General features: G+C 67.0%; 19 protein-coding genes. 8 read left to right on the top strand and 11 right to left on the bottom strand.

Annotation, left to right across the window (positions count from 1 at the left end; genetic code table 11):
• Nucleotides 1–44: 44 nt before the first annotated feature.
• The 3 genes from VV02_RS13565 to VV02_RS13555 all read right to left on the bottom strand — a co-directional run bounded on the left by VV02_RS13565 (nucleotide 45) and on the right by VV02_RS13555 (nucleotide 4073).
• Complete coding sequence (locus VV02_RS13565) at nucleotides 45–1244, bottom strand: acyltransferase family protein (protein WP_052592226.1); 1200 nt, start codon at nucleotides 1242–1244, stop codon at nucleotides 45–47.
• Nucleotides 1241–3175: a glycosyltransferase family 2 protein gene (locus tag VV02_RS13560; RefSeq protein WP_052592224.1), complete on the bottom strand. Its 1935-nt coding sequence runs from the start codon at nucleotides 3173–3175 to the stop codon at nucleotides 1241–1243. Before VV02_RS13560 ends, VV02_RS13565 begins: the two co-directional genes overlap by 4 nt.
• A 268-nt stretch (nucleotides 3176–3443) precedes the next feature.
• Nucleotides 3444–4073, bottom strand: a complete 630-nt coding sequence (locus tag VV02_RS13555) for an NAD(P)-dependent oxidoreductase (RefSeq protein ID WP_052596985.1) — start codon at nucleotides 4071–4073, stop codon at nucleotides 3444–3446.
• A gap of 102 nt (nucleotides 4074–4175) precedes the next feature.
• Here VV02_RS13555 and VV02_RS13550 point away from each other — a divergent pair, with 102 nt between their 5' ends.
• From VV02_RS13550 to VV02_RS13535, 5 genes are all read left to right on the top strand, one after another.
• The gene (locus VV02_RS13550; protein WP_052592222.1) at nucleotides 4176–4544 is read left to right on the top strand and encodes a winged helix-turn-helix transcriptional regulator; all 369 of its coding nucleotides are present in this window, start codon (nucleotides 4176–4178) and stop codon (nucleotides 4542–4544) included.
• 7 nt (nucleotides 4545–4551) lie between these two features.
• A complete protein-coding gene (locus VV02_RS13545) occupies nucleotides 4552–4899 on the top strand; it encodes a cupin domain-containing protein (RefSeq protein ID WP_052592220.1) in 348 nt (115 codons plus the stop codon).
• A 143-nt stretch (nucleotides 4900–5042) separates the two neighbouring features.
• Entirely contained in the window at nucleotides 5043–5180 is a 138-nt protein-coding gene (locus VV02_RS26425) for a hypothetical protein (RefSeq protein ID WP_157063405.1), read from the top strand.
• A gap of 4 nt (nucleotides 5181–5184) precedes the next feature.
• Nucleotides 5185–5829 (top strand): SDR family oxidoreductase, encoded by a 645-nt coding sequence (locus tag VV02_RS13540; RefSeq protein WP_052592218.1) that lies wholly within the window; start codon nucleotides 5185–5187, stop codon nucleotides 5827–5829.
• Nucleotides 5830–5882: 53 nt separating this feature from the next.
• Nucleotides 5883–6245, top strand: a complete 363-nt coding sequence (locus VV02_RS13535) for a DUF952 domain-containing protein (protein WP_052592216.1) — start codon at nucleotides 5883–5885, stop codon at nucleotides 6243–6245.
• Here VV02_RS13535 and xylB read toward each other — a convergent pair.
• From xylB to VV02_RS13500, 7 genes are read right to left on the bottom strand one after another with little or no spacing between them, the layout of a single operon-like run.
• A complete protein-coding gene (xylB, locus tag VV02_RS13530) occupies nucleotides 6221–7651 on the bottom strand; it encodes a xylulokinase (protein WP_052592214.1) in 1431 nt (476 codons plus the stop codon). The two genes, VV02_RS13535 and xylB, sit on opposite strands and share 25 nt — an antisense overlap.
• Before the next feature lie 12 nt (nucleotides 7652–7663).
• Nucleotides 7664–8725 carry a zinc-dependent alcohol dehydrogenase family protein gene (locus tag VV02_RS13525; protein ID WP_052592211.1) on the bottom strand — a complete coding sequence of 354 codons (1062 nt, stop codon included), beginning with the start codon at nucleotides 8723–8725 and terminating at the stop codon, nucleotides 7664–7666.
• 6 nt (nucleotides 8726–8731) lie between these two features.
• Nucleotides 8732–9745, bottom strand: a complete 1014-nt coding sequence (locus VV02_RS13520; RefSeq protein ID WP_052592209.1) for an NAD(P)-dependent alcohol dehydrogenase — start codon at nucleotides 9743–9745, stop codon at nucleotides 8732–8734.
• A 1-nt stretch (nucleotide 9746) separates the two neighbouring features.
• Entirely contained in the window at nucleotides 9747–11198 is a 1452-nt protein-coding gene (locus tag VV02_RS13515; RefSeq protein WP_245633072.1) for a mannitol dehydrogenase family protein, read from the bottom strand.
• Between the two features lie 41 nt (nucleotides 11199–11239).
• Nucleotides 11240–12112, bottom strand: a complete 873-nt coding sequence (locus VV02_RS13510; RefSeq protein WP_052592207.1) for a carbohydrate ABC transporter permease — start codon at nucleotides 12110–12112, stop codon at nucleotides 11240–11242.
• Nucleotides 12109–12990, bottom strand: coding sequence for a carbohydrate ABC transporter permease (locus VV02_RS13505; RefSeq protein ID WP_245633071.1), 882 nt, complete (start codon nucleotides 12988–12990; stop codon nucleotides 12109–12111). The genes VV02_RS13510 and VV02_RS13505 overlap by 4 nt, the downstream gene beginning before the upstream one ends.
• Nucleotides 12991–13019: 29 nt before the next feature.
• The gene (locus VV02_RS13500; protein ID WP_052592204.1) at nucleotides 13020–14375 is read right to left on the bottom strand and encodes an ABC transporter substrate-binding protein; all 1356 of its coding nucleotides are present in this window, start codon (nucleotides 14373–14375) and stop codon (nucleotides 13020–13022) included.
• Between the two features lie 121 nt (nucleotides 14376–14496).
• Here VV02_RS13500 and VV02_RS13495 point away from each other — a divergent pair, with 121 nt between their 5' ends.
• Nucleotides 14497–15468 (top strand): sugar-binding transcriptional regulator, encoded by a 972-nt coding sequence (locus VV02_RS13495; RefSeq protein ID WP_052592202.1) that lies wholly within the window; start codon nucleotides 14497–14499, stop codon nucleotides 15466–15468.
• A gap of 9 nt (nucleotides 15469–15477) precedes the next feature.
• Here the strand turns inward: VV02_RS13495 and VV02_RS13490 are convergent, their stop codons facing one another.
• Nucleotides 15478–16527, bottom strand: coding sequence for an HD domain-containing protein (locus tag VV02_RS13490; protein WP_083450147.1), 1050 nt, complete (start codon nucleotides 16525–16527; stop codon nucleotides 15478–15480).
• 160 nt (nucleotides 16528–16687) lie between these two features.
• Between VV02_RS13490 and lpdA the strand changes: the two genes are divergently transcribed.
• Nucleotides 16688–18088, top strand: a complete 1401-nt coding sequence (lpdA, locus tag VV02_RS13485; RefSeq protein ID WP_052596981.1) for a dihydrolipoyl dehydrogenase — start codon at nucleotides 16688–16690, stop codon at nucleotides 18086–18088.
• A gap of 391 nt (nucleotides 18089–18479) precedes the next feature.
• Nucleotides 18480–19736 (top strand): glycoside hydrolase family 30 protein, encoded by a 1257-nt coding sequence (locus tag VV02_RS13480; RefSeq protein WP_169787688.1) that lies wholly within the window; start codon nucleotides 18480–18482, stop codon nucleotides 19734–19736.
• Nucleotides 19737–19892 lie beyond the last annotated feature (156 nt).

Here is a 19892-nt window from a genome sequence, read left to right as displayed (position 1 = left end):
GAATATTTACGTTTCAAATCTATTTCGCATGGTGGCCGACCGGCTCAGGCCGACGAGGACGTCACCGTAGCGAGCTCGGGTTCGGCAGACCGATGCGCAGCCCGGTAGCGGTCCCGGAAAGGTACGCGGGGCGCCACCAGCTCGGTCAGGTTGGCCAGCGGCTTCTCGATCGCCTGATACGCCAGGACCCCGCTGACCAGGCCGCTGATCAGGAGCACGACCGTCACGTGAGCAACAGAGTCCGACGGTGTGATGACTCCGAGAGCGCTCATCAGCAGGAGGGAGGGCTCGTGCCACAGATAGACGCTGAACGAGATCCTGCCGACCATCGCGAGCGGCTCCAGGCCCCACGCACGGTTCCACCAGAGGTTCGGCTGCGTGGCCATCACGGAGGCGATGAACACGATGGCGGTCGCTGTGCTGAGAGCCCGAAAGCCCAGGACGTCCGCGTGGCCGCTACCGTGCGACGCCTCCCAGCCGATGAGAGCCGCCAGGAGCGCTACTGCTGCACCGGCGAGGAGGGTGCTCCCCACCCGCCGGAGCTGTGGCTTCCATCGGGCCAGGACGAGACCCAGGAGCATGCCGCCGCCGAGTGCCGGCGCTTGGGCCGCCGGACTGAACAAGATGGGCCAGTCGCCCCGATCGATGCCGGACGCCAGGGACAGCCAGACGCTGTAGACCAGACCGATCAGGATCAGGGCGACGCATGGCGCTGCGAGCGCGACGGTCCGGGCGGTCCTCGAACGGCCGCTGCACCACCGCGCCAACGGCACCCACAACAGGGCGATGACGACATAGTGCAGGATCTGCGACGGCAGGGACCACGCCGGACCGATCGTCCAGAAGATGCGCTGGGGATCGAATACGTGGGTGAGAGTGAGGTGCTCGACCAGATCGACCCAGTCCCCCGGCAGCTTGGGGTTGCGTGCCGCCCACACGACCACCACCGCAACCCAGTACGCCGGGAGCACGCGCAGCAGTCGACGCATGAGGAATCGATGTGCCGGGCCGGTCTCTCGATCTTCGAGGACGCGGGTCGAGTACGAGCGGTACAGCAGCGCTCCCGTGGCGACGAAGAACCAGGCGACCGCCCAGCTCGCGCCTCGGATCGCCAGCGAGTAGGGATCGTGCTGCCCCGACCGCGCCTGTCCCCCGGCGTACTGCCAGGCATGGAAGGCGATGACGGCCAGCACGATCGCGCCCCGCATACCGTCGAGGGACACCATGCGGCGTGCGTCACTCATGCGGTCACCTTCGCTCGAGCGGATTCACCTCGGGGGGTGACGACCCACTGACGCTGGCCCAGCAGCTCCTGAAGGTGCGACGTGCGCACGACGGCGTTCTTGAACTCGGTGTAGAAGAGCACCGACGTCAGCGCACCGAGGACGAACCACCGTCGATGCCGCCGCACGCTGGGATGGGCGGCAAGCCAGGCGACCGAGTACTGCAGGAACGTGGTCCCTGCCGTGAAGAATGTCGAGAGCAGGAAGATCGGTACCGCCCACCTGGTGTCGATCGAGTCGCGGTGGATCACCGCGAAGGCGAGGACGGGCACGGTCTGGAGAGCGACCCACGGCATGAGCTGGGCCCACCAGAGAAGCAGGGTGAGCCCGAGACGGTTACGCAGCGTCAGGTGTGGGGAACGGACCGCGCGGTGATAGCGCCGCTGCGCCACCTGGTGCCAACCCTGAGCCCAGCGCAACCGCTGCTTCCAGAGCGCGCCCCAGCTCGTCGGCGCGAGCTCGGTGGACACGATGAAGGGATCGTTGGCGATCTTGGCGCCCATGGTGATCGCACGGATCGAGGAGTCGATGTCCTCGGTGAGCATGTCGTTGCGAAAGCGCACCGCGCGAAGAGCTTCGGTGCGCCAGAAGCCGTTCGAGCCACCGAACACTCCGAAGCCGTGCCACCGCGCACGACCCGGGTGCGACACGGCGTAGATGGCCTCGAACTCGCCCGCCACGACACGAGACGTCATCGAGGCACCGCCGTTCCGGACCACACAGTGCCCCTGCACCACGTCGTAGCCCGCCTGCATCCAGCGCCACGCGCGGTCGAAGCCGCCGGCCTCCGGGTGGTGGTCCGCGTCGAAGATGCCGATGAGCTCACCCCTGACCTCGGGCAGTGCGGCATTGACGTTCTGAGCCTTCGAGGTGCTGGAGTCGACGCGGATCAGCTGCAGCTGAGGATGTCGGAGCTCCATCGCCATGAGCCGGTCCTCGACCGGGAGTCGGGTGGGTGAGTTGTACGCGAGGATGATCTGCAGGCCGCCCGGATGCTCCAACCCCAGGAATGACTCGACCGTGTCCTCGATGGTCGCGGCCTCGTTCGGCAGGTAGGCCGCGATCAGCGCCGTCGCAGCAGGCGACACGAACGGCGTACCCGTTCGGGTTGGAGTGGAGTTGCGAAGGGCCTTGAGGCACTCGACCCACACGGTCCAGGAAGTCAGGACCCCGGCCAGGATCAGCACTGGGTAGATCACGGTCGTGATGTCGACACCGAACCGCCAGATGAGCTCGTACGCCGCGAACGGCGGGACCAGGGCGATCGCGTACGCCAGCAGCACGAGGACCGGGGTGCGCGTCAGGAAGCGCGTTCGGCTGGGGCTGTGACGCGGGTTCCCATCCCCTGGCCGACCGACCCGAGGTACGAGGTCCTGCCGCACCTCGGCGGTGTCCAGCGCGGCTTCGGCGGATGCCAGCGTGTCGGCGACACCGCAATGCCCGGCCACTGTCGTAAGGCCGACATGGGCGCTGAGATGGAAGGTGTCCTCACGCATGACCACGCCGCGCGCGGCCAGCGCACGCGATGCCTTTTCCCAGGTCCGCTCTGCGGCGTCCAGCGACTCGGCTGGTGTGAACGCCAGCATGAGGCCGTCCTCGGGCCACGCCAGCCACGTGCCACTGGTGCCGTCGCCCACGAGAACATCTGCGACCGTCGCGCGCAGGTGGGCGAGGTCATCGAGGCCGAGCTTGTCCCGCAAGGAGTCGAGCTCGCTCAGCCGCACCATCGCCACGACGCCGCGATGGTCGCGACGGGGAGCTCCGAGCTGATCGGAGACCAGACGATTCCAGTGCTCCGTCTCGACGGTTCGGGTGGGGAATCGGCCGAGCGGAGCCTGCGGCCCGTCTTCGGCGGGCTCGACCTCCAACGGCGGTGGGACCAGGGCGGTCACGAACGTCTCCCTTGTGGGGTTGTCGTCACATCGACGGCCTGCCGGTCATGGCAGCCGCCGCGTCCGCGTTGGACGCTATCGACCCCCACCGGGACCTGTCCCGAACTCCGAGTCCCGTTGGTGGGTGCGATATCTCACGCTTGACGACCACACGCGGCAGGAGACTTCCTCGCTACCGTCGCGCAGACGCACGCGGACGCGCACGACAGATCATCCTGAACGGTCAGGCGCAGGCGGTATGCCAGGTCGACATGCCATCTCCGGGGTGTCAGGAGCGCGTGACCTGAAGTACCTCACGATGGTGTTTGGGCGAGAGAGCCTCGTCGAGCAGCGCAGCGCCGAGGTCGGCGAAGGAGAACGGCCCGGCGTCCTCTGGTGACGTTGCCACCATCCACGGGTGCGGGTCACCGTCCTCCTCGAGGAACACCGGCGGCGGTGCCACGATCAGCCAGTCGACGTCCGCCGTCTCGACCACGCGCAGCTGCTCGAGGTGTCCGAGGGAGAACGTGCGCGCCTCGTCCGGCAACGCCGGATCGTCCAGCAGCCGGCTGCTATGGCCACTCACCCACAGCGTGCCGATTCCGGTGAGTACCACGCGCGTTACGCCGGCTCGCGTCGTCGCATCGACCACCGCGGTCGCCGCAGCACGGAAGAACTCGCTCGCGTCGACGTCGAGCCGTGCCGCCGTCACCACCATCGTGTCGTGGCCCGCCGCAGCGGCCGCCAGCGAGTCGGCATCAGTCACGTCAGCGCGTACCAGCACCACGTCGTCCGGCACCGGTCCGTAGGCGCTCGGATCGCGCACCGCAGCGGTCACGGCCACACCGCGCGCAGCCGCCTGCTTCACCACGGCGCGACCTGCCCTTCCGCCTGCGCCCACCACCAACAGCTTTGTCATCACCACTCGCTCTCCTCGCCGGGCGTTCCGGCGACGGCGGGAACGTACGACGCGAGATCGTGGTTACCGCAACGAAACTGGCGCTGACCTAGGCTTCTTCGCATGAGCGAGCGTCTCTCCACCCATGAGTGCGTGACCGACCTCCTGCCCGTGCACCTGTCGGGCAAGTGGGACGACCAGATCGTGATGTCCCTCCTCGACGGACCACGTCGATTCGGCGAGCTGCTCACGGCGCTGCAACCGGTGACACCGAAGGTCCTGGCAGCCTCGCTCCGGGCGATGCAGCGGGACGGCTTCGTGACGCGGACGGCGTACGACGAGGTCCCGGCACGAGTGGAGTACGAGCTCACCGAGCTCGGGCGGTCCCTGCTCGACCTGCTGAAGGCGCGGTGCGCCTGGACCAAGGAGCATCTGGCCGACCTTCGCGCTGCGCGCGCCGCGTCCGACCAGCTCGCACTTGAGTCGGCCTGAGTCACCGATGCGGATCATCACTCTGGCCGAGACTCCGGCGCGACCGGTGGATGCGTTCTCCAGCAAGGGTTTTCAGGTTGCTGGCGTTGGGAAGTTCGAGCCTGCGCACGTGGCCGTCCTGACCCTCGGCCCCGACGGCTTGATCGGACGGCACCCCGCAGTCGGGGAACAGCTGCTGGTGGTGCTGACTGGATCAGCACGCGTCTCAGGGGCCGACGGCGCGACGGCCATCGTGTCACCGGGGCGCGCAGTCCTGTGGCATGCGGACGAGGAGCACGAGACGGAAGCAGGCTCAGAGGGCCTCACGGCACTGGTGGTCGAGGGGCCGTTCGAGCCCGCTCCCGGTCTGCGCTGAGGGGCGCAGTAAGGCGACTTCAAAGAAAGTCAGCAGCGCCGGAATTAATCGGAGGGTGCCTCCGTTGACGACTGTGACCCCCTAGCCACCCGAGCCGTCTGATCTCTCACGAGTTCCAGGACAGCCGTCGAAGGGAGACCACTGTGCCTCGTTCGTCCTCCGTCGTGACCGCCACGACCCAGCACCTGCTGCGACAGCGCAACCGCTTTGTGCTCGGCAGCCAGCACACCACGACCCAACGATCTGCGACGCCGAAGCCGGTCATGGCGCCGGTACGGTGACCGCATGACTCGTATCGCCCTGATCGGCGGGCACGGCAAGGTCGCGCTCCTCGCGATTCCACTCCTGGTGTCGCAAGGCGACGAAGTCGGCGCCGTCATCCGCAATCCTGATCACGCGGCCGACGTCGAGGCGCTCGGGGCCACGGCTGTCGTCGCGGACATCGAGCACATGGACCAGCAGGAGATCGAGAGTCTGCTCGACGGGTACGACGTCGTGGTCTGGTCCGCCGGCGCAGGCGGGGGCAGCCCCGAACGCACCTATGCCGTCGATCGGGATGCTGCCGTGCGAAGTATGGACGCAGCGACCAAGGCCGGAGCCAGCCGCTACGTGATGGTGTCGTACTTCGGCGCGGGACCGGATCACGGTGTGCCCCAGGACAACTCGTTCTTCGCGTACGCCGATGCCAAGTCGGCCGCCGACGCGCGCCTTGCGCAGTCGGAGCTCGACTGGACGATCCTGCGACCGAGCCGCCTCACGGACGGACCCGCAACCGGGTCGGTCAGTGTCGGCGCAGATCAGGACAAGTCAGAGGTCTCGAGAGCCGACGTCGCCGCGACTATTGCGGCGGTTGTCGACGACTCGCGTACCTACCGGCAGACCTACGAGTACAACCATGGCTCGACGCCCATCGCAGAGGCGTTCGCCTAGACCGCACCACCCGACATGGCCCCGACCACGGCACCAGCCGTAGGTTCGGGGCCATGTCGCGTATCTACCACCTTGCTGAGCCGGCCGACTGGGCGGCGGCCCAGAGGTCCGGTGCGTACCGGATCTCGACCCGGGGTCGTTCGTTGGAGGACGAGGGCTTCATCCATGCCTCCGACGAGCACCAGTGGCCGGTCGTCCGTCGGAGCTTCTACGCCGATGTCGCGGGCGACCTCCTCCTGCTCGAGATCGACCCGGATCTGCTGTCGCACCAGGTGATCCGCGAGGTGGGCAACCCTGAGACGGGTGAGGAGTTCCCACACATCTACGGACCGATCACGCCTGGTGCCGTGGTCGCCGTCCGGACGATCCGCGCTCCCCACGATGGAGTAGGTCAGCCCGCAGCGCCGGTCGGGTAGACCTGCTGCTGCCAAGCGTCATAACGGCCGCGGACCTCCCGGGCGGCCTCCAGTGCGGCCCCAACAGGGGGCTCGAGCTCGAGGCCACGCGCGACGTCCCACTGGGGCGGCTCGTCGGTGCCACCGAGAGCCCAAGCCGCCTGGCGCGCGGCGCCCAGGCCGACGTACTCCCCCGGGGCAGGCAGGACGACTGGTACGCCGAAGACCTGGGGCGCCACGCGCCGAACTGCTGCCGACGCGGAGGCGCCGCCGATCAGGAGAACGCGATTGACTCGAATCCCTTTGTCTCGCAACGCATCAACGCCGGCGGCCAGGTTGCACAGCATGCCCTCCACACAGGCGCGCGCGAGGTTAGCGGGCGTCGCGTTGCTCCTTGTCAGGCCGCTCAGGTTGCCGGTGGACTCGGGCAGGTTGGGGGTGCGCTCGCCATCGAGATAGGGCAGCAGAGTGAGACCCCCGGCTCCCGGGTCGGCCTCCAATGCCAATCGGTCCAGCCCTGCGAGGTCGGTGCCGAGCATGCTCGCGCCAGCCGTCAGCACACGGGCCGCGTTGAGCGTGCAGGCCAGTGGCAGGTGGCCCCCGGTCGCACTGGCGAATCCGGCGACATAGCCGTTGCCATCACCGATGGGTGCGTCGTGCTCGGCGAACACCGTGCCGCTGGTTCCGAGGGACACTGCGACATCGCCGGTCCGGAGACCGAGACCGAGCGCGGCTCCCATGTTGTCGCCGGTGCCTGCGGCGACGACAGCCCCATCGTGTGTACGCCCCGCGACCTCCGCCGGACCGAGCACCCTCGGGAGCTCGAGCTGTCTGCCGAAGGCCAGCTCCACCAGGTCGTGGCGGTAGTCACCGGTAGTGGCAGACCAGTAGCACGTCCCGGACGCGTCGCCTCGATCCGTCGTCCAGTCGTGGAACCCACCCCGGCTCTGCAAGATCTGGCCCGTGAGCCAGTCGTGCGGCAGAACCACTCGATGTGTGCGACGCGCGTTGTCTGGCTCATGCTCGGCCAGCCAGCGCAGCTTGGTCACCGTGAAGCTCGCGACCGGCACGCAGTCGACGGCGTCAACCCACGCCAGCGCACCACCGAGCTCACGCACCAGGTCCTCCGCCGCGCCCGACGAGCGAGTGTCGTTCCACAGCAACGCATCTCGGACGAGCTTGCCGCGCTCGTCGAGCGTGACCATGCCGTGCTGCTGACCGCCGACCGCAAGCGCTGCGACGCCCTCGAGGAGTCCGCCGGACGTCGCCTTCTCGTACGCGCGCCACCAGTGGGTGGCGCTGACCTCGGAGCCGTCTGGGTGCGAGGCTCGGCCCTCGCGGACCACCTCTCCGGTGTCGGCGTCGCAGACCACGACCTTGCAGGACTGGGTGGACGAGTCCACCCCGGCTACGAGACGTCGCTCCATGGGAGCCATTGTCTACCCCGACTTCTCAGGCGCGTTCGTCACGAGGCAGACCTTGCCTGTGCGACCGCCGTCCGCCAGCTCATAGGCACGGGCGGCCTGGGACAAAGGCAGGATGTCAGTCACGATCACGTCCGGATGCAGCTCCCACCGCACCAGCTCGGCCAGCAGCTCCTCCATGTGTAGCACCGAGGTGACCCATGAGCCGTGCAGCTGAATCTGCTTGTGGATCAACAGGTCCGAGACCGCGAAGGTGACGTCGCCGCCCTCGCCGACGAAGACCGTACGACCCCACGGGCGCGTGCTCCGAAGTGCCAGCTCGCGGGCCTGTGGGTTGCCGCTGCAGTCGATGGCGACTTCCACCCCATCCCCAGTGCATTCGCGGACGACGCGCACGAGGTCATCTGACGAGGTGACCGCACCGTCGACGAGTCCGAGCCGGCGCGCGAGCTCGACCCGTTCGGGCACGACGTCCATGCCGATGACCTCGGTCGCACCCATCGCGCGACCGAGCATGCAAGCAGCCAGGCCCACCGGACCGAGCCCGGTCACCAGCAGCCGGTCCCGGCCGCTCACGTCGGCTCGCCGGAGTCCTTCGTACGCCGTCCCGAAGCCGCACGAGACCAGAGCACCGTCGACGAAGGTGAGCGGCTCGGGCAGCAGGATGCACGAACGCTCCTCTGCCAGAAGGAATTCCGCGTGCCCACCATCGCGCTGCCAACCGTGGGCCGCCCGATGGGGTGAGTGGCAGCCGACCTCGTAGCCGCGCCGACACTCGTCGCACATGCCGCAACCCGCGATGTGATAGACCACGACGCGGTCGCCCTCGACCAGTCGTCGCGAACCCGCGCCGAGCCCGACGACCTCACCGCAGGGCTCGTGCCCGGCGATGACACCTTGATAAGCCTCGGCGCCGTGACCGAGATGCTCTCGGTAGATCGCGCGGATGTCGCTGCCGCAGATCGATGATGCGCGGACCCGCAGCAGCACCTGGCCCGGCCCTGGCTCGGGGACAGGCACCGTGACGTGCTCGACGGTGCTGTCTCCAGGCAGCACAACACCCTGCATCGTGGACATCGTCGGCTACTCCTGAGGTCGGATGACGGACTTGACGGCGTGCGGATCGTCACGACCGGCCGTGAGCGCCGAGCTGCTCTCAGCGAGAGCGAAGTGTGCCGTGACCAGTCGATCGAGGTCGACGGCTCCGGTGGCTACCAGGTTGATCGCCACCGGCCAGGTGCCGGCATAACGAAACGTGCCGGTCAGCTCGAGCTCCTTCTCCTGCACCAGCTGCAGCGGGATGGCAAGGTCGTGACTGCCGGTGCCGACCAGAACCGCTCGTCCGGCAGGGGCGAGCACCCGTAGGGCGTCCAACGTCGCTGCTGGGTGTCCCGAGCACTCCAGCAGCACGTCCGCCTCCACGCCTACCTCTGAAAGGACCTGTGCCGAGGTGTCGAGAGCCTGCGTGGCACCCATCTCGCGGGCGAGCGCGAGTCGGTGTGCGTTGACGTCGCTGGCGATGACGTCCGTCGCGCCGAACGCCCGCGCAGTCTGCACCGCGATCAGGCCGATCGGTCCGCACCCGGTGACCAGCACCCGCGAGCCCGCGCGGATGCCGGCACGCTGAGCAGCCCACAGTGCGACGGAGAGCGGCTCGAGAAGCGCGGCCGCGTCGTCGGACAGCACGTCCGGGACCGGGTGTGCGAAGGCCTCGTGGATCGTGACGTACTCGGCAAGGGCTCCATCCACCGGTGGCGTCGCATAGAAGACCATGTCCGCGCACAGGTTGTAGTGACCGGACAGGCACAGGCGACAGCGTCGACAAGGCACGCCGGGTTCGATGCTGACCCGTTGGCCCACCCGGCTCGGATCGACCTCTGCGCCAACCTCCTCGATGACACCCGCCGCCTCGTGGCCGAGGACGAGTGGACTCTCGACGACGAAGTGTCCGATACGGCCGTGATCGAAGTAGTGGGTGTCCGAGCCGCACACTCCGACGGCGACGACGCGCACCAGGACCTCGTCCTGCGCGGGAGTGGGACGATCGCGCTCGATCAGCTCCACGACGCCGGCGCGCGCCAGCACACTGACCCGCATGTCAGGTGCGCAGTCGTTCGACGAGCGCCTCTGTCGTTGCGCGAGCACCGTTGTCGTGCAACGACTTCAGCGCTGCGAGGTAGGGCTTGGTGAAGGCCTCCTGATCTGCGAGGTCACCGAAGAGTGTCGTGTCACGCAGGAACGCCAGCGGGTCCTCGGCCTGATCCGCTGCGGCTGCCATGACCGCGTCCTTGCGGTGGTCCACGATCTCGATCGGCTCGCCTGCCTCATCGAGGCCCTCGGCATAGCGCGCCCAGGCTGCGACCACCAGCGCCGAGCGATCCACCTGGCCACCTGCCTTCAAGTTGTCGCGGATGACCGGGACCAGCCACTTCGGGATGCGGTCCGAGCTCTCCGCACACAGCCGAGCGAGCGTGTCCCGCACCTCGGGGTTGGCGAATCGCTCGATCAGCGTGCGGCTGTAGTCATCGAGGTCGACACCGGGTACGTCCGGCAGGGTGGGTCGGCCCTCGTCGCGCATGTAGCCCAGCAGGAACTCCACGTAGAGCGGGTCCTGGCAGACCTCGTGGGCGTAGCGGTAGCCGGACAGGTAGCCGAGGTAGCACAGGGCCTGATGGCTGGAGTTGAGCAGCCGCAGCTTCATCAGCTCATAAGGCACGACGTCGTCGACGAGCTGCACGCCCGCGTCCTCGTACGGCGGCCGCCCCTGCGGGAACTCGTCCTCCAGCACCCACTGGGTGAAGGGCTCGCAGACCACTGGCCATGCATCCTCGACGCCGAACTCCTCGGCCAGCCGCTGCGTGTCCTCGGCAGCCGTGACCGGGGTGATCCGGTCGACCATCCCGTTGGGAAAGGCCACGTCGGCCTCCATCCAGTCCGCGAGCGCAGGATCCTTCAGCCGCGCGAACGCCGTCAGCGTCTTGCGCGCCACATCACCGTTGCCCGGGAGGTTGTCGCAGGACATCACCGTGAAGGGCGGCGTGCCAGCCTCACGCCGCCGACGCAGCGCCTCGATGATGAAGCCGAACGCCGTTGCGGGCACTGCGTTCTCAGCGAGGTCGGCCTGGATCGAGGGGTGCTCGCCGTCGAACTCCCCCGTCGCCTGATTGATCAGATAGCTGCCTTCGGTGATCGTCAGAGAGACGATGCGGGTGCCCGGGTTGGTCATCCGCTCCAGCACTGCCTCCGGGTCCTCGGGTGCCAGGAGCATCCCGACGATCGAGCCGATGACGCGCGGTTCGAGGCGTCCATCGGGATGCTTCAGGACCAGGGTGTAGAGCCCGCCCTGCGCCGTGAGCGCGTCGACGATCCGGCTGTCCTGCGGCAGCACCCCGACGCCGACGATGCCCCAGTCCAGCGCCTTGCCGTCGTTCATCAGCGCGTCGAGGTACATCGCCTGATGGGCGCGATGGAAGCCGCCCACCCCGAAGTGCACGATGCCCGGCGTCACGCGGGAGCGGTCGTACGACGGTCGCTGGACTCGCGTATCCAACTCGCCGATCGTGCTGGGAGACAACGAGATCGGCGTACGGCTCACTTGACGGCTCCCATCGACAGACCTTGGACCAGCTTGTCCTGCGCGGCGAACCCGGCCGCGAGCACCGGTAGTGACACCACCAACGATGCCGCACACACCTTGGCCAGGAACAGGCCCTGGCTCGTGACGAACCCGGTGAGGAACACCGGTGCTGTCTCGGCCCGGGTGCCGGTGAGGACACGGGCGAAGAGCAGCTCGTTCCAGGAGAAGATGAAACAGATCAGCGCTGCCGACGCGATGCCAGGCATGACGACGGGCGCCACGATCTCCTTCAGCGTCCGCACCAGACCGGCACCGTCGACCTGCGCGGCCTCGAGCATCTCGACCGGCACCTCGGACAGGAACGAGCGCAGCATCCAGACCGCGATCGGCAGGTTCATCGAGGTGTACAAGATGATCAGCAACCAGATGTTGTCCAGCAGGTTGACCTTCTGGGCGAACAGGTAGACCGGCAGCAGCCCCGCGACCACCGGTAGGAACTTCGTGGAGAGGAAGAAGAACATCACGTCGCTCCACTTCTTCACCGGCTTGATCGACAGCGCGTACGCCGCCGGCAGGGCCAGCACCAGGACCAGGAACGTCGACACGATGCTCGCCGTCAGCGAGTTCGCAATCGGCGGCCAGGGTCCGGAGTCGAAGAAGGACCGGTAGCCGTCAAGGCTGATCGGCGCACCCAGCTTGGGCGGGTTGGCGGCGGCGTCCTGCTCGGTGTGCAACGACGTCAGAACCATCCAGACCACGGGCAGCACGAACATCACACTGATGAACCACGCGAGCCCGGTCAGCAGGACACCTGACCTCTTGGGCTTGGCGTGCCGGATCTCCAGCGGCGGTCTGGTGGCCGCCTTCTTGACGGTGGTAGACGTCATCGCGAGTCCTCCTGAAAGAGGCTGAACGCCGTACGCAGTGCGAAGGTCGCGATGATGATCGTGCCGATCACCACGACGACGCCCGCTGCGGACGCTCGACCGTAGTCGTGAGCGGTGTAGAAGGTCTGATAGATGAAGTAGGGCAGGTTGGCCGTCCCGAGCCCGCCCGAGGTGATGGTGAAGACCGCATCGAAGTTCTGCACGACATAGATCGCGCCGAGCAGACCCGACAGCTCGATGTAGGGGCGCAGGTGGGGCAAGGTCATGCTGCGGAAGATCTGCCACGGTGAGGCGCCATCGATGCGCGCCGCCTCGACGACGTCCATGGGCCTGCTCTGCAGGCCCGCCAGCAGGATCAGCATCATGAACGGCGTCCACTGCCAGACCAGAGCGACAACGATGGAGATCAGCGGGTTGTCGGTGATCCAGTCGCGTTGCGGAGCGTTGTCTCCGAACACCATCTTCAGCATCCCGTTGAGCAGGCCGTACTCCGGGTTGAACAGCGCGTGCTTCCACATCAGCGCCGCGGCGACCGGGACGACGAGGAATGGGGTGATCATCAAGGTGCGGGCCACCCCGCGGCCGCGGAACTTGCGGTCCAGCAGGAGCGCGATGCAGAGCCCGACGATGAGCGAGATCAGCACGACACCGACGGTGAGCAGGACCGTCACGAAGATCGCCTTGCGAGCATTGACATCAGTCAGCACGCTGACGAAGTTGTCGACGCCTGCGAACCCACGGTCATCGGGGTAGTACGCGTTCCAGTTCATGAACGAGACCACCAGGGTCACGAGGAACGGCAGCTGCGTGACGATGATCATGAAGATCAGCGCTGGCAGCAGCGGTGCTCGCCTGGCCCAGGCTCCCGCCTTGTTCATCGCCGAATTGCATTGAGCAACAACAGAACTCATTTCCCCTCCCGTTTCTGATACTGCTTCGCCACGTCATCGGCGAGCTGCTGCCCCAGGTCGAGAGCGTTGTGAACACTGGTCTTGCCAGCGATCGCCGAGCTGACCTCCTGGCTGACCTGGGTGCCGAGGTCGGGGAACTCCGGGATATCGACGAACTGAATGCCGGCTGCCGGTCGCGGCTGGACGCCGGGGTTGACCGGGTCAGCGGACTGGATCGAGGCCTTGGTCTGCGCCGCGAACGCGCCCGCGGACTTGAGGTACTGCGGGTTGGTGTAGGTCGAGGCGCGCTTGCCTGCCGGGACGCTCGACCAGCCGATGCGAGTGCCGACGAGGTTCTCGTACTTCTTGCTGCTGGCCCACGACACGAACTTCCAGGCGTTGTCCTTCTTGGTGCTCGCCTGCTCGATGGCCCAGGACCAGGTGTAGAGCCAGCCCGAGCTCTTGGTCTTGACCACCGGCGCCGGCGCGTAGCCGATCTTGCCCTTGACCGGCGACCCGTCAGCCTCGAGCGATCCCGCCGCCGACGTTGCGTCGTACCACATCGCGACACTGCCCTGCGTGAGGTTGTTGAGGCACTCGGTGAAGCCCGCCTGCGGTGCGCCCTTCTCGCCGTACTTGCGCACCAGGTTGACGTAGAACGACGTCGCCTGGGTGAACTCGGGTGAGTCCACCTTGGCGTTCCAGTCCTTGTCGAACCAGGTGCCGCCGAACGTGTTGATCACCGTCGTCAGGGGCGCGAACAGCTGGCCCCAGCCCGGTTGACCGCGCAGGCAGATGCCGGCCATCCGGGGGTTGTCGACCTTGGCCGCGATGTCGGCGACCTGCTGCCAGGTCGGGTTGGCCGGCATCGTGATGCCCTTGGAGGCCAAGACGTCCTTGCGGTACATGAGGAACGAGGACTCACCGTAGAACGGCTCGCCGTAGACCTTGCCCCCCGCAGTCAGTGCCGTCGTCATCGGCTTGAGGATGTCGGCCTGGTCGAACCCCGGGTCCTTGGCGATGTAGCTGTCCAGCGGAGCGACCCAGCGGCTCTTGGCGTAGATCGGGATCTCGAAGTTGCTCAAGGTCGCGACGTCGTACTGGCCGGCCTGGCTCGAGAACTCCTGGCTGGCCTTGTCGCGGAGGTCGTTCTCCGGGAGCACCGTGAAGTTGACCTTGATGCCCGTCTCCTTGGTGAACTCCGGAGCCAGCTTTTGCAGATCGATCATCTGGGGGTTGTTGACCATCAGCACGTTGATGGTGTCGCCACCACCACCGCCGACTCCTCCGCCCCAGCCGGCGCAGGCCGACACGCTGCTCACCAGCAGCGCCGCCGATCCCACCGCCGTCATCCTCCGGGTTCGCCTGTGCATGTGGCCTCCTTGCCCGTGCTGGCGTCGCGCTCATATGAGCGCTATGGTGCACATATGAGTGTAGTGTGGCAGATCACATCCGCCAACGCACGACTTCGACCGATCAGATGCGAGGTAGCACGTGATCCCGCCGGACTCCCCTGACGATCGGATGCTGCTGGCCACCGTCGCGCGCCGCTACTACCTGGAGGACCGCTCCAAGGTGCAGATCGGCGACGAGCTGGGTATCAGCCGCTTCAAGGTCGCGCGGTTGCTCATCGAGGCGCGCGAACGAGGCGTGGTCCGCATCGACATCGCGCCCGAGGCCGGAGTCGATGCCGCCCTGTCTGCGCAGCTGCGGCAGCGGCTGGGTCTACGCCGCGCCGTGGTCGTCGATGTGCCCGCGTTCTCCGACGACGACCAGGCCGTCGCGCACCTGCGTGCCGAGATCGGGCGTACGGCCGCCGCTCTCCTCGGCGAGATCCTCACCGAGGACGACGTGCTCGGTCTGCCGTGGTCGCGCACCGTCTCGGCGATGGTGACGGCGCTGAAGGCGCTCCCCAAGGTGCCCGTGGTGCAGCTCAGCGGTGCGCTGACCGTCACGGACGCGACCGCGACTCCCGTTGACGTCGTACGGGAGGCCGCTCGCCTGAGCGGTGGCGAGGCACACCACTTCTATGCGCCGCTAGTCGCCACCGATGTCGAGAGTGCGCAGATGCTGCGCCGTCAGCCGAGTGTTGCCGAGACGTTCGCCCACCTCCCGGAGGTCACCGTCGCGGTGGTCGGCATCGGCGCGTGGCGCCCGGGAGAGTCCACGCTGTACGACCTCGTCGCCCCCGCCGATGCTCGTGCTCAGGCCAAAGCCGGAGCAGTCGGAGAGATCTCCGGCGCGTTCATCGACGCCGACGGCAAGCCCATCGTCAGCGAGCTCACCGGACGCCTCATCAGTGTGACTGCCGAGCAGCTCGAGGCGATTCCGCATGTCGTGGGGCTCGTGACCGGTGAGGCGCGCGCGGTCGTCGTGCGCGCCGCAGTGGGCGCCGGCATCATCAACAGCCTGGTGGCCGACAGCGGCCTGGCCCGCGCCCTCCTGGCGGAGCCACCCACGACGTAGACCCCGCCGCTAGCTCCGCGACAGGGCCGCGAGCGCCGCCTCGTACTTGCCGCGCAGCCGGTCCTGAGTGGCGCTGTCGAGCCGGGCCAGGCGATCCGGGCTCTGGTTGTGCTGGATGTCGGCACGCTTGACCGGCACCGCTTCGGGTGTCTCGATCAGCCGGGCGAGGTACTCAGGGTGTGACTCGCCGTCACGTCGAGTGAGCGCGTCCACCATCACAACCACAGGCTCCGGAACGCCGAGATCGCGCAACTGCTCAAGAGTGCAGGGCGTGTCTTCGACCGCATCGTGGAGGAGTCCGGCCATCTGCTGATGCTCAGAAGCTCCGTCTTCCAAGGCAATTCGTGCTGTGGCATAGGCGTGCTCCACATATGGCGCCCCGCTCTTGTCGACCTGTTCGCGGTGGACGGCGGCCGCCAGCTTCGTCGCTGCGCTGATGGTGTCGACAGGCGCCGTGAGGTAGTCGTACGCCTCGGCCCACACCGCGAACAGCTCGGCCAGCCGGTCATCGACCTTCGCCAGCGGCACGAAGTGCTCAAGAGTCTCGGCGTAGTAGGACCGCTGCTTCTCCGCACGCGGGTGAGTGTGCAGGCGCTGGACGTTGCTGTAGCGATCGGACAGCTTCAGCCGCAGCACGTCGGGCCGGGCGTCGCGCAGACCATCGAGGTACGCCAGCCGGACCAGCCGCTTGTCCTGTCCCGGAAGGATCTCGGGCATCGTCACGTGGGCGACGAGGTCAGCCGTACGTCCGCCGAACCGCTCCGTGATCTCGGCACTGGTGCCGTCCGTGTCCTCGACGACGTCGTGGAGCAGCCCTGCCTCCAGCATGTCGGCGTCGGTGACATCAAGCGCAGTCGCCATGATCTCCACGACTTCGAGCAGGTGTCTTACGTACGGCTCGCCGGCCGGGCGGCGTTGTCCTTCGTGGCGCGAGGCGGCGTACCGATACGCGTCGTGCAGACCGGCCATTGCTGACTCGTCTAGACGTCCGGACAGTCCCTCAGCGGCGTGCTCCCAGGTCACCCACTGACCGAAGACTCTTGGCTCGTCGAAGCTCATGATGCTGCGGCCGATCGGTGGAGAACCCCCATGGACCGACCGTAGGCCATCGCGCCTGCGGTCACAGGCACGGTGCCGCACGCTCGACCGAGGGTGAGTGGCTGGCCAGGAGCCGGGCTCGCCGTCGTACGGCAAGAAGGCCGGAGATAGGCTCAGCGACGTGGCTGATCACTTTGATGTTGTTGTCCTGGGAGCCGGTCCTGGTGGCTATGTCGCGGCGATCCGCGCGGCGCAGCTGGGCAAGACCGTGGCCGTCATCGAGAAGAAGTACTGGGGCGGTGTCTGCCTCAACGTGGGATGCATCCCGTCCAAGGCGCTGCTGCGCAACGCCGAGCTGTCGCACATCATCACGAACGAGAAGAAGAAGTTCGGGATCAGCGGCGACGCGACGATGGACTTCGGCTCGACGCACCAGCGCAGCCGCGGCGTGGCCGACGCCAGCGCCAAGGGTGTGCACTACCTGATGAAGAAGAACAAGATCGCTGAGATCGACGGGTGGGCGACGTTCACCGACGCCAAGACCCTGCAGGTCGAGCTCAACGCCGGCGAGACGCAGACGGTGACCGGCGACAACATCATCATCGCGACGGGCGCCACCGTACGTCTGGTGCCGGGCGTGACCCTGTCCAAGAACGTCGTCACCTACGAGGAGCAGATCCTCGACCCCAATCCGCCGAGCTCGATCATCATCGGCGGCAGCGGTGCCATCGGCGTCGAGTTCGCGTACGTGCTCAAGGCTTTCGACGTCGACGTCACCATCGTGGAGTTCCTGGACCGCATGGTTCCCACCGAGGACGCCGACGTGTCCAAGGAGCTGCAGCGGCAGTACAAGAAGCTCGGCGTCAAGGTTCTGCTGTCGACCGCGGTCAAGAGTGTCGAGGACACCGGCTCCGGCGTGCGCGTCACCGTCACACCCGCTGCCGGCGGCGATGAGCAGGTGCTGGAGGCCGATCGCTTCCTCGCCGCGTTCGGCTTCGCGCCGCGCGTCGACGGCTACGGCCTCGAGGCAAGCGGCGTGCAGCTGACCGAGCGCAAGGCGATCGCGGTCGACGAGCGCGGCCGCACCAATGTCGAGGGCGTCTACGCGATCGGCGACTGCACCGGCAAGCTGATGCTCGCGCACACGGCCGAGGCCATGGGTGTCGTCGCGGCCGAGACCATCGCCGGCGCGGAGACGGTCGAGATCAACTTCGACATGATTCCGCGAGCCACGTTCTGCCAGCCGCAGATCGCCTCCTTCGGCTACAGCGAGGAGCAGGCCAAGGAGAAGGGCTACGACGTCAAGGTCGCGTCGTTCCCGTTCTCGGCCAACGGCAAGGCCCGCGGTATGGGCGAGGGCGTCGGCTTCGTCAAGATCGTCGCGGACGCCAAGCACAACGAGATCGTCGGCGCGCACCTGATCGGCCCCGAGGTGACCGAGCTGCTGCCCGCTCTGACGCTGGCTCAGCAGTGGGACCTGACCGCTGACGAGGTCGCCCGCAACGTCTTCGCGCACCCGACTCTCAGCGAAGCCATGAAGGAAGCCGTCGAAGGCATCGCCGGCCACATGATCAATCTCTAGGCCCACCCGGTCCGGGGCTTGTCCAGCTCCTGTTGGACAAGCCCCGGACTTGTGGGTCCGAGAACCATTTGTGGGAACTAGACCTGCGCTATAACTACGTCAGATCGATGCCTCGTTAGCGTCTCTGTGAGCACAGCACGCCGTCCGCCCCTCTCGTGAGGCTCGCATGCTGAATCAGATACGTCGTCACGTTCCCGCGCTTTCCACGGCCTTTCTCGTGCTCCTGAGTGTCACGACAGCGTCTCCACCCTCAGAGCAGTCGGCTCCGGGCACGACCAGTAATCTCGACTCGACCTCTGTGGAGGTCACCCTCAGCACCGCAGACGGCGCCTATCGCCTTGCGCGTCGCGCATCCATACCGTTCGGACCGGCGCATTCGGGTGAACACACCGTGACCCTCGACGCTCGCGATGTCCGCCAGCCGATCGAGGGGTTCGGTGCGGCTTTCACTGACTCGTCCGCCTACCAGCTGACTCGCCTGAAGAAGCGCAACCCGACGCACTACGCCCAGGTGATGCAGCATCTGTTCAACACGCGAACAGGTCTGGGGCTGAATGTCATGCGCGTCCCCATGGGATCGTCAGACTTCACTGCCGAGAGCCATCACTGGACGGACGCTGATCGCCAGGGCCCTCGCGAGGACCCCTTGCACTACTTCGCGCTCAGCCCGGCCGAAACGAGTCGGTTGATTCCCGTCATCAAAGACGCTCTGGCCATCAATCCGAGCATGCACATCGTGGCCACTCCTTGGAGTGCCCCTGCCTGGATGAAGGAACACCACTCACTGATCGGGCAGGAAGGCGGCTCCCTTCGGCCCGAGTACTACAACGCGTGGGCCGACTACTTCGTCAGATGGATTCGCGGCCTCAAGGCACACGGAGTACCAGTCTGGGGTGTGACCGTGCAGAACGAGCCGTACTTCGCCCCTGCCGACTATCCCGGTATGCCGTATTCCGCCAGTGAGCTCGCGACATTCACCAAGTCGTATCTCGCACCCGCTCTCAAAGCAGCGAACCTGCGCCCAGTCATCGTTGCTCATGACCACAACTGGGCGAATGCCACCGAGGCGAAGGACGAGCTGTCCGGCGATCGTTCATTCGTGGGCGCTGTGGGTTGGCACTGCTACAACAACGAGGCCGGCACATCGACCATGACGGCCGTGCACCGGATCTATCCTGACCTCCCGCAGCACGTGACCGAGTGCTCCTCGGACACGGCCTCGGGCGACCTGATCCGCTACAGCACGGCCGAGCTCGCACTCCGCTCCACTCAGCACTGGGCACGAAGTGTGGTGCTGTGGAATCTTGCGCTCGGTCCCGGCGGCACCCCGCATCTGGGCGGGTGTCAGGGCTGCAGAGGACTCCTCACCGTGACCGACACGGGCGAGAGCTGGACGCCGATCCGCGACCAGCTGGGGCAGGTCGCGAGATTCGTCCGGCCCGGGGCGTGGCACATCTCCTCGACGGAGGAGACCGGTGGCGTCGTGACTTCGGCATTCGTCAACCGAGACGGTACGCAGGTGCTGGTGGCGCACAACCCCACCACCGCCACCGTGGCGTTCAGCACCCGGTGGACAGATCGGGGCGGGTTCGACTACCGCCTGCCGGCCGGAGCAACCGTGACGTTCCGAGCAGCTCGGCTGCCGTAGCCTCCACGACTCGACGGACCAGAATCAGCGTCCCTGGGTCGCCGAAGCTCGTGGACACGTTTACGGCGCATCGCTTTCCGCTATGCGGGGACGCCGCGTGCCAAGGTGGGCGATGTGTGCTACGTCACATCGACCCCCTGATCTGCGCTCCGCGAA

The organism is Luteipulveratus mongoliensis (genome assembly GCF_001190945.1).
GTDB classification, from domain to species: Bacteria; Actinomycetota; Actinomycetes; order Actinomycetales; family Dermatophilaceae; genus Luteipulveratus; species Luteipulveratus mongoliensis.
This window is presented reverse-complemented; position numbering and strand designations above follow the sequence as displayed.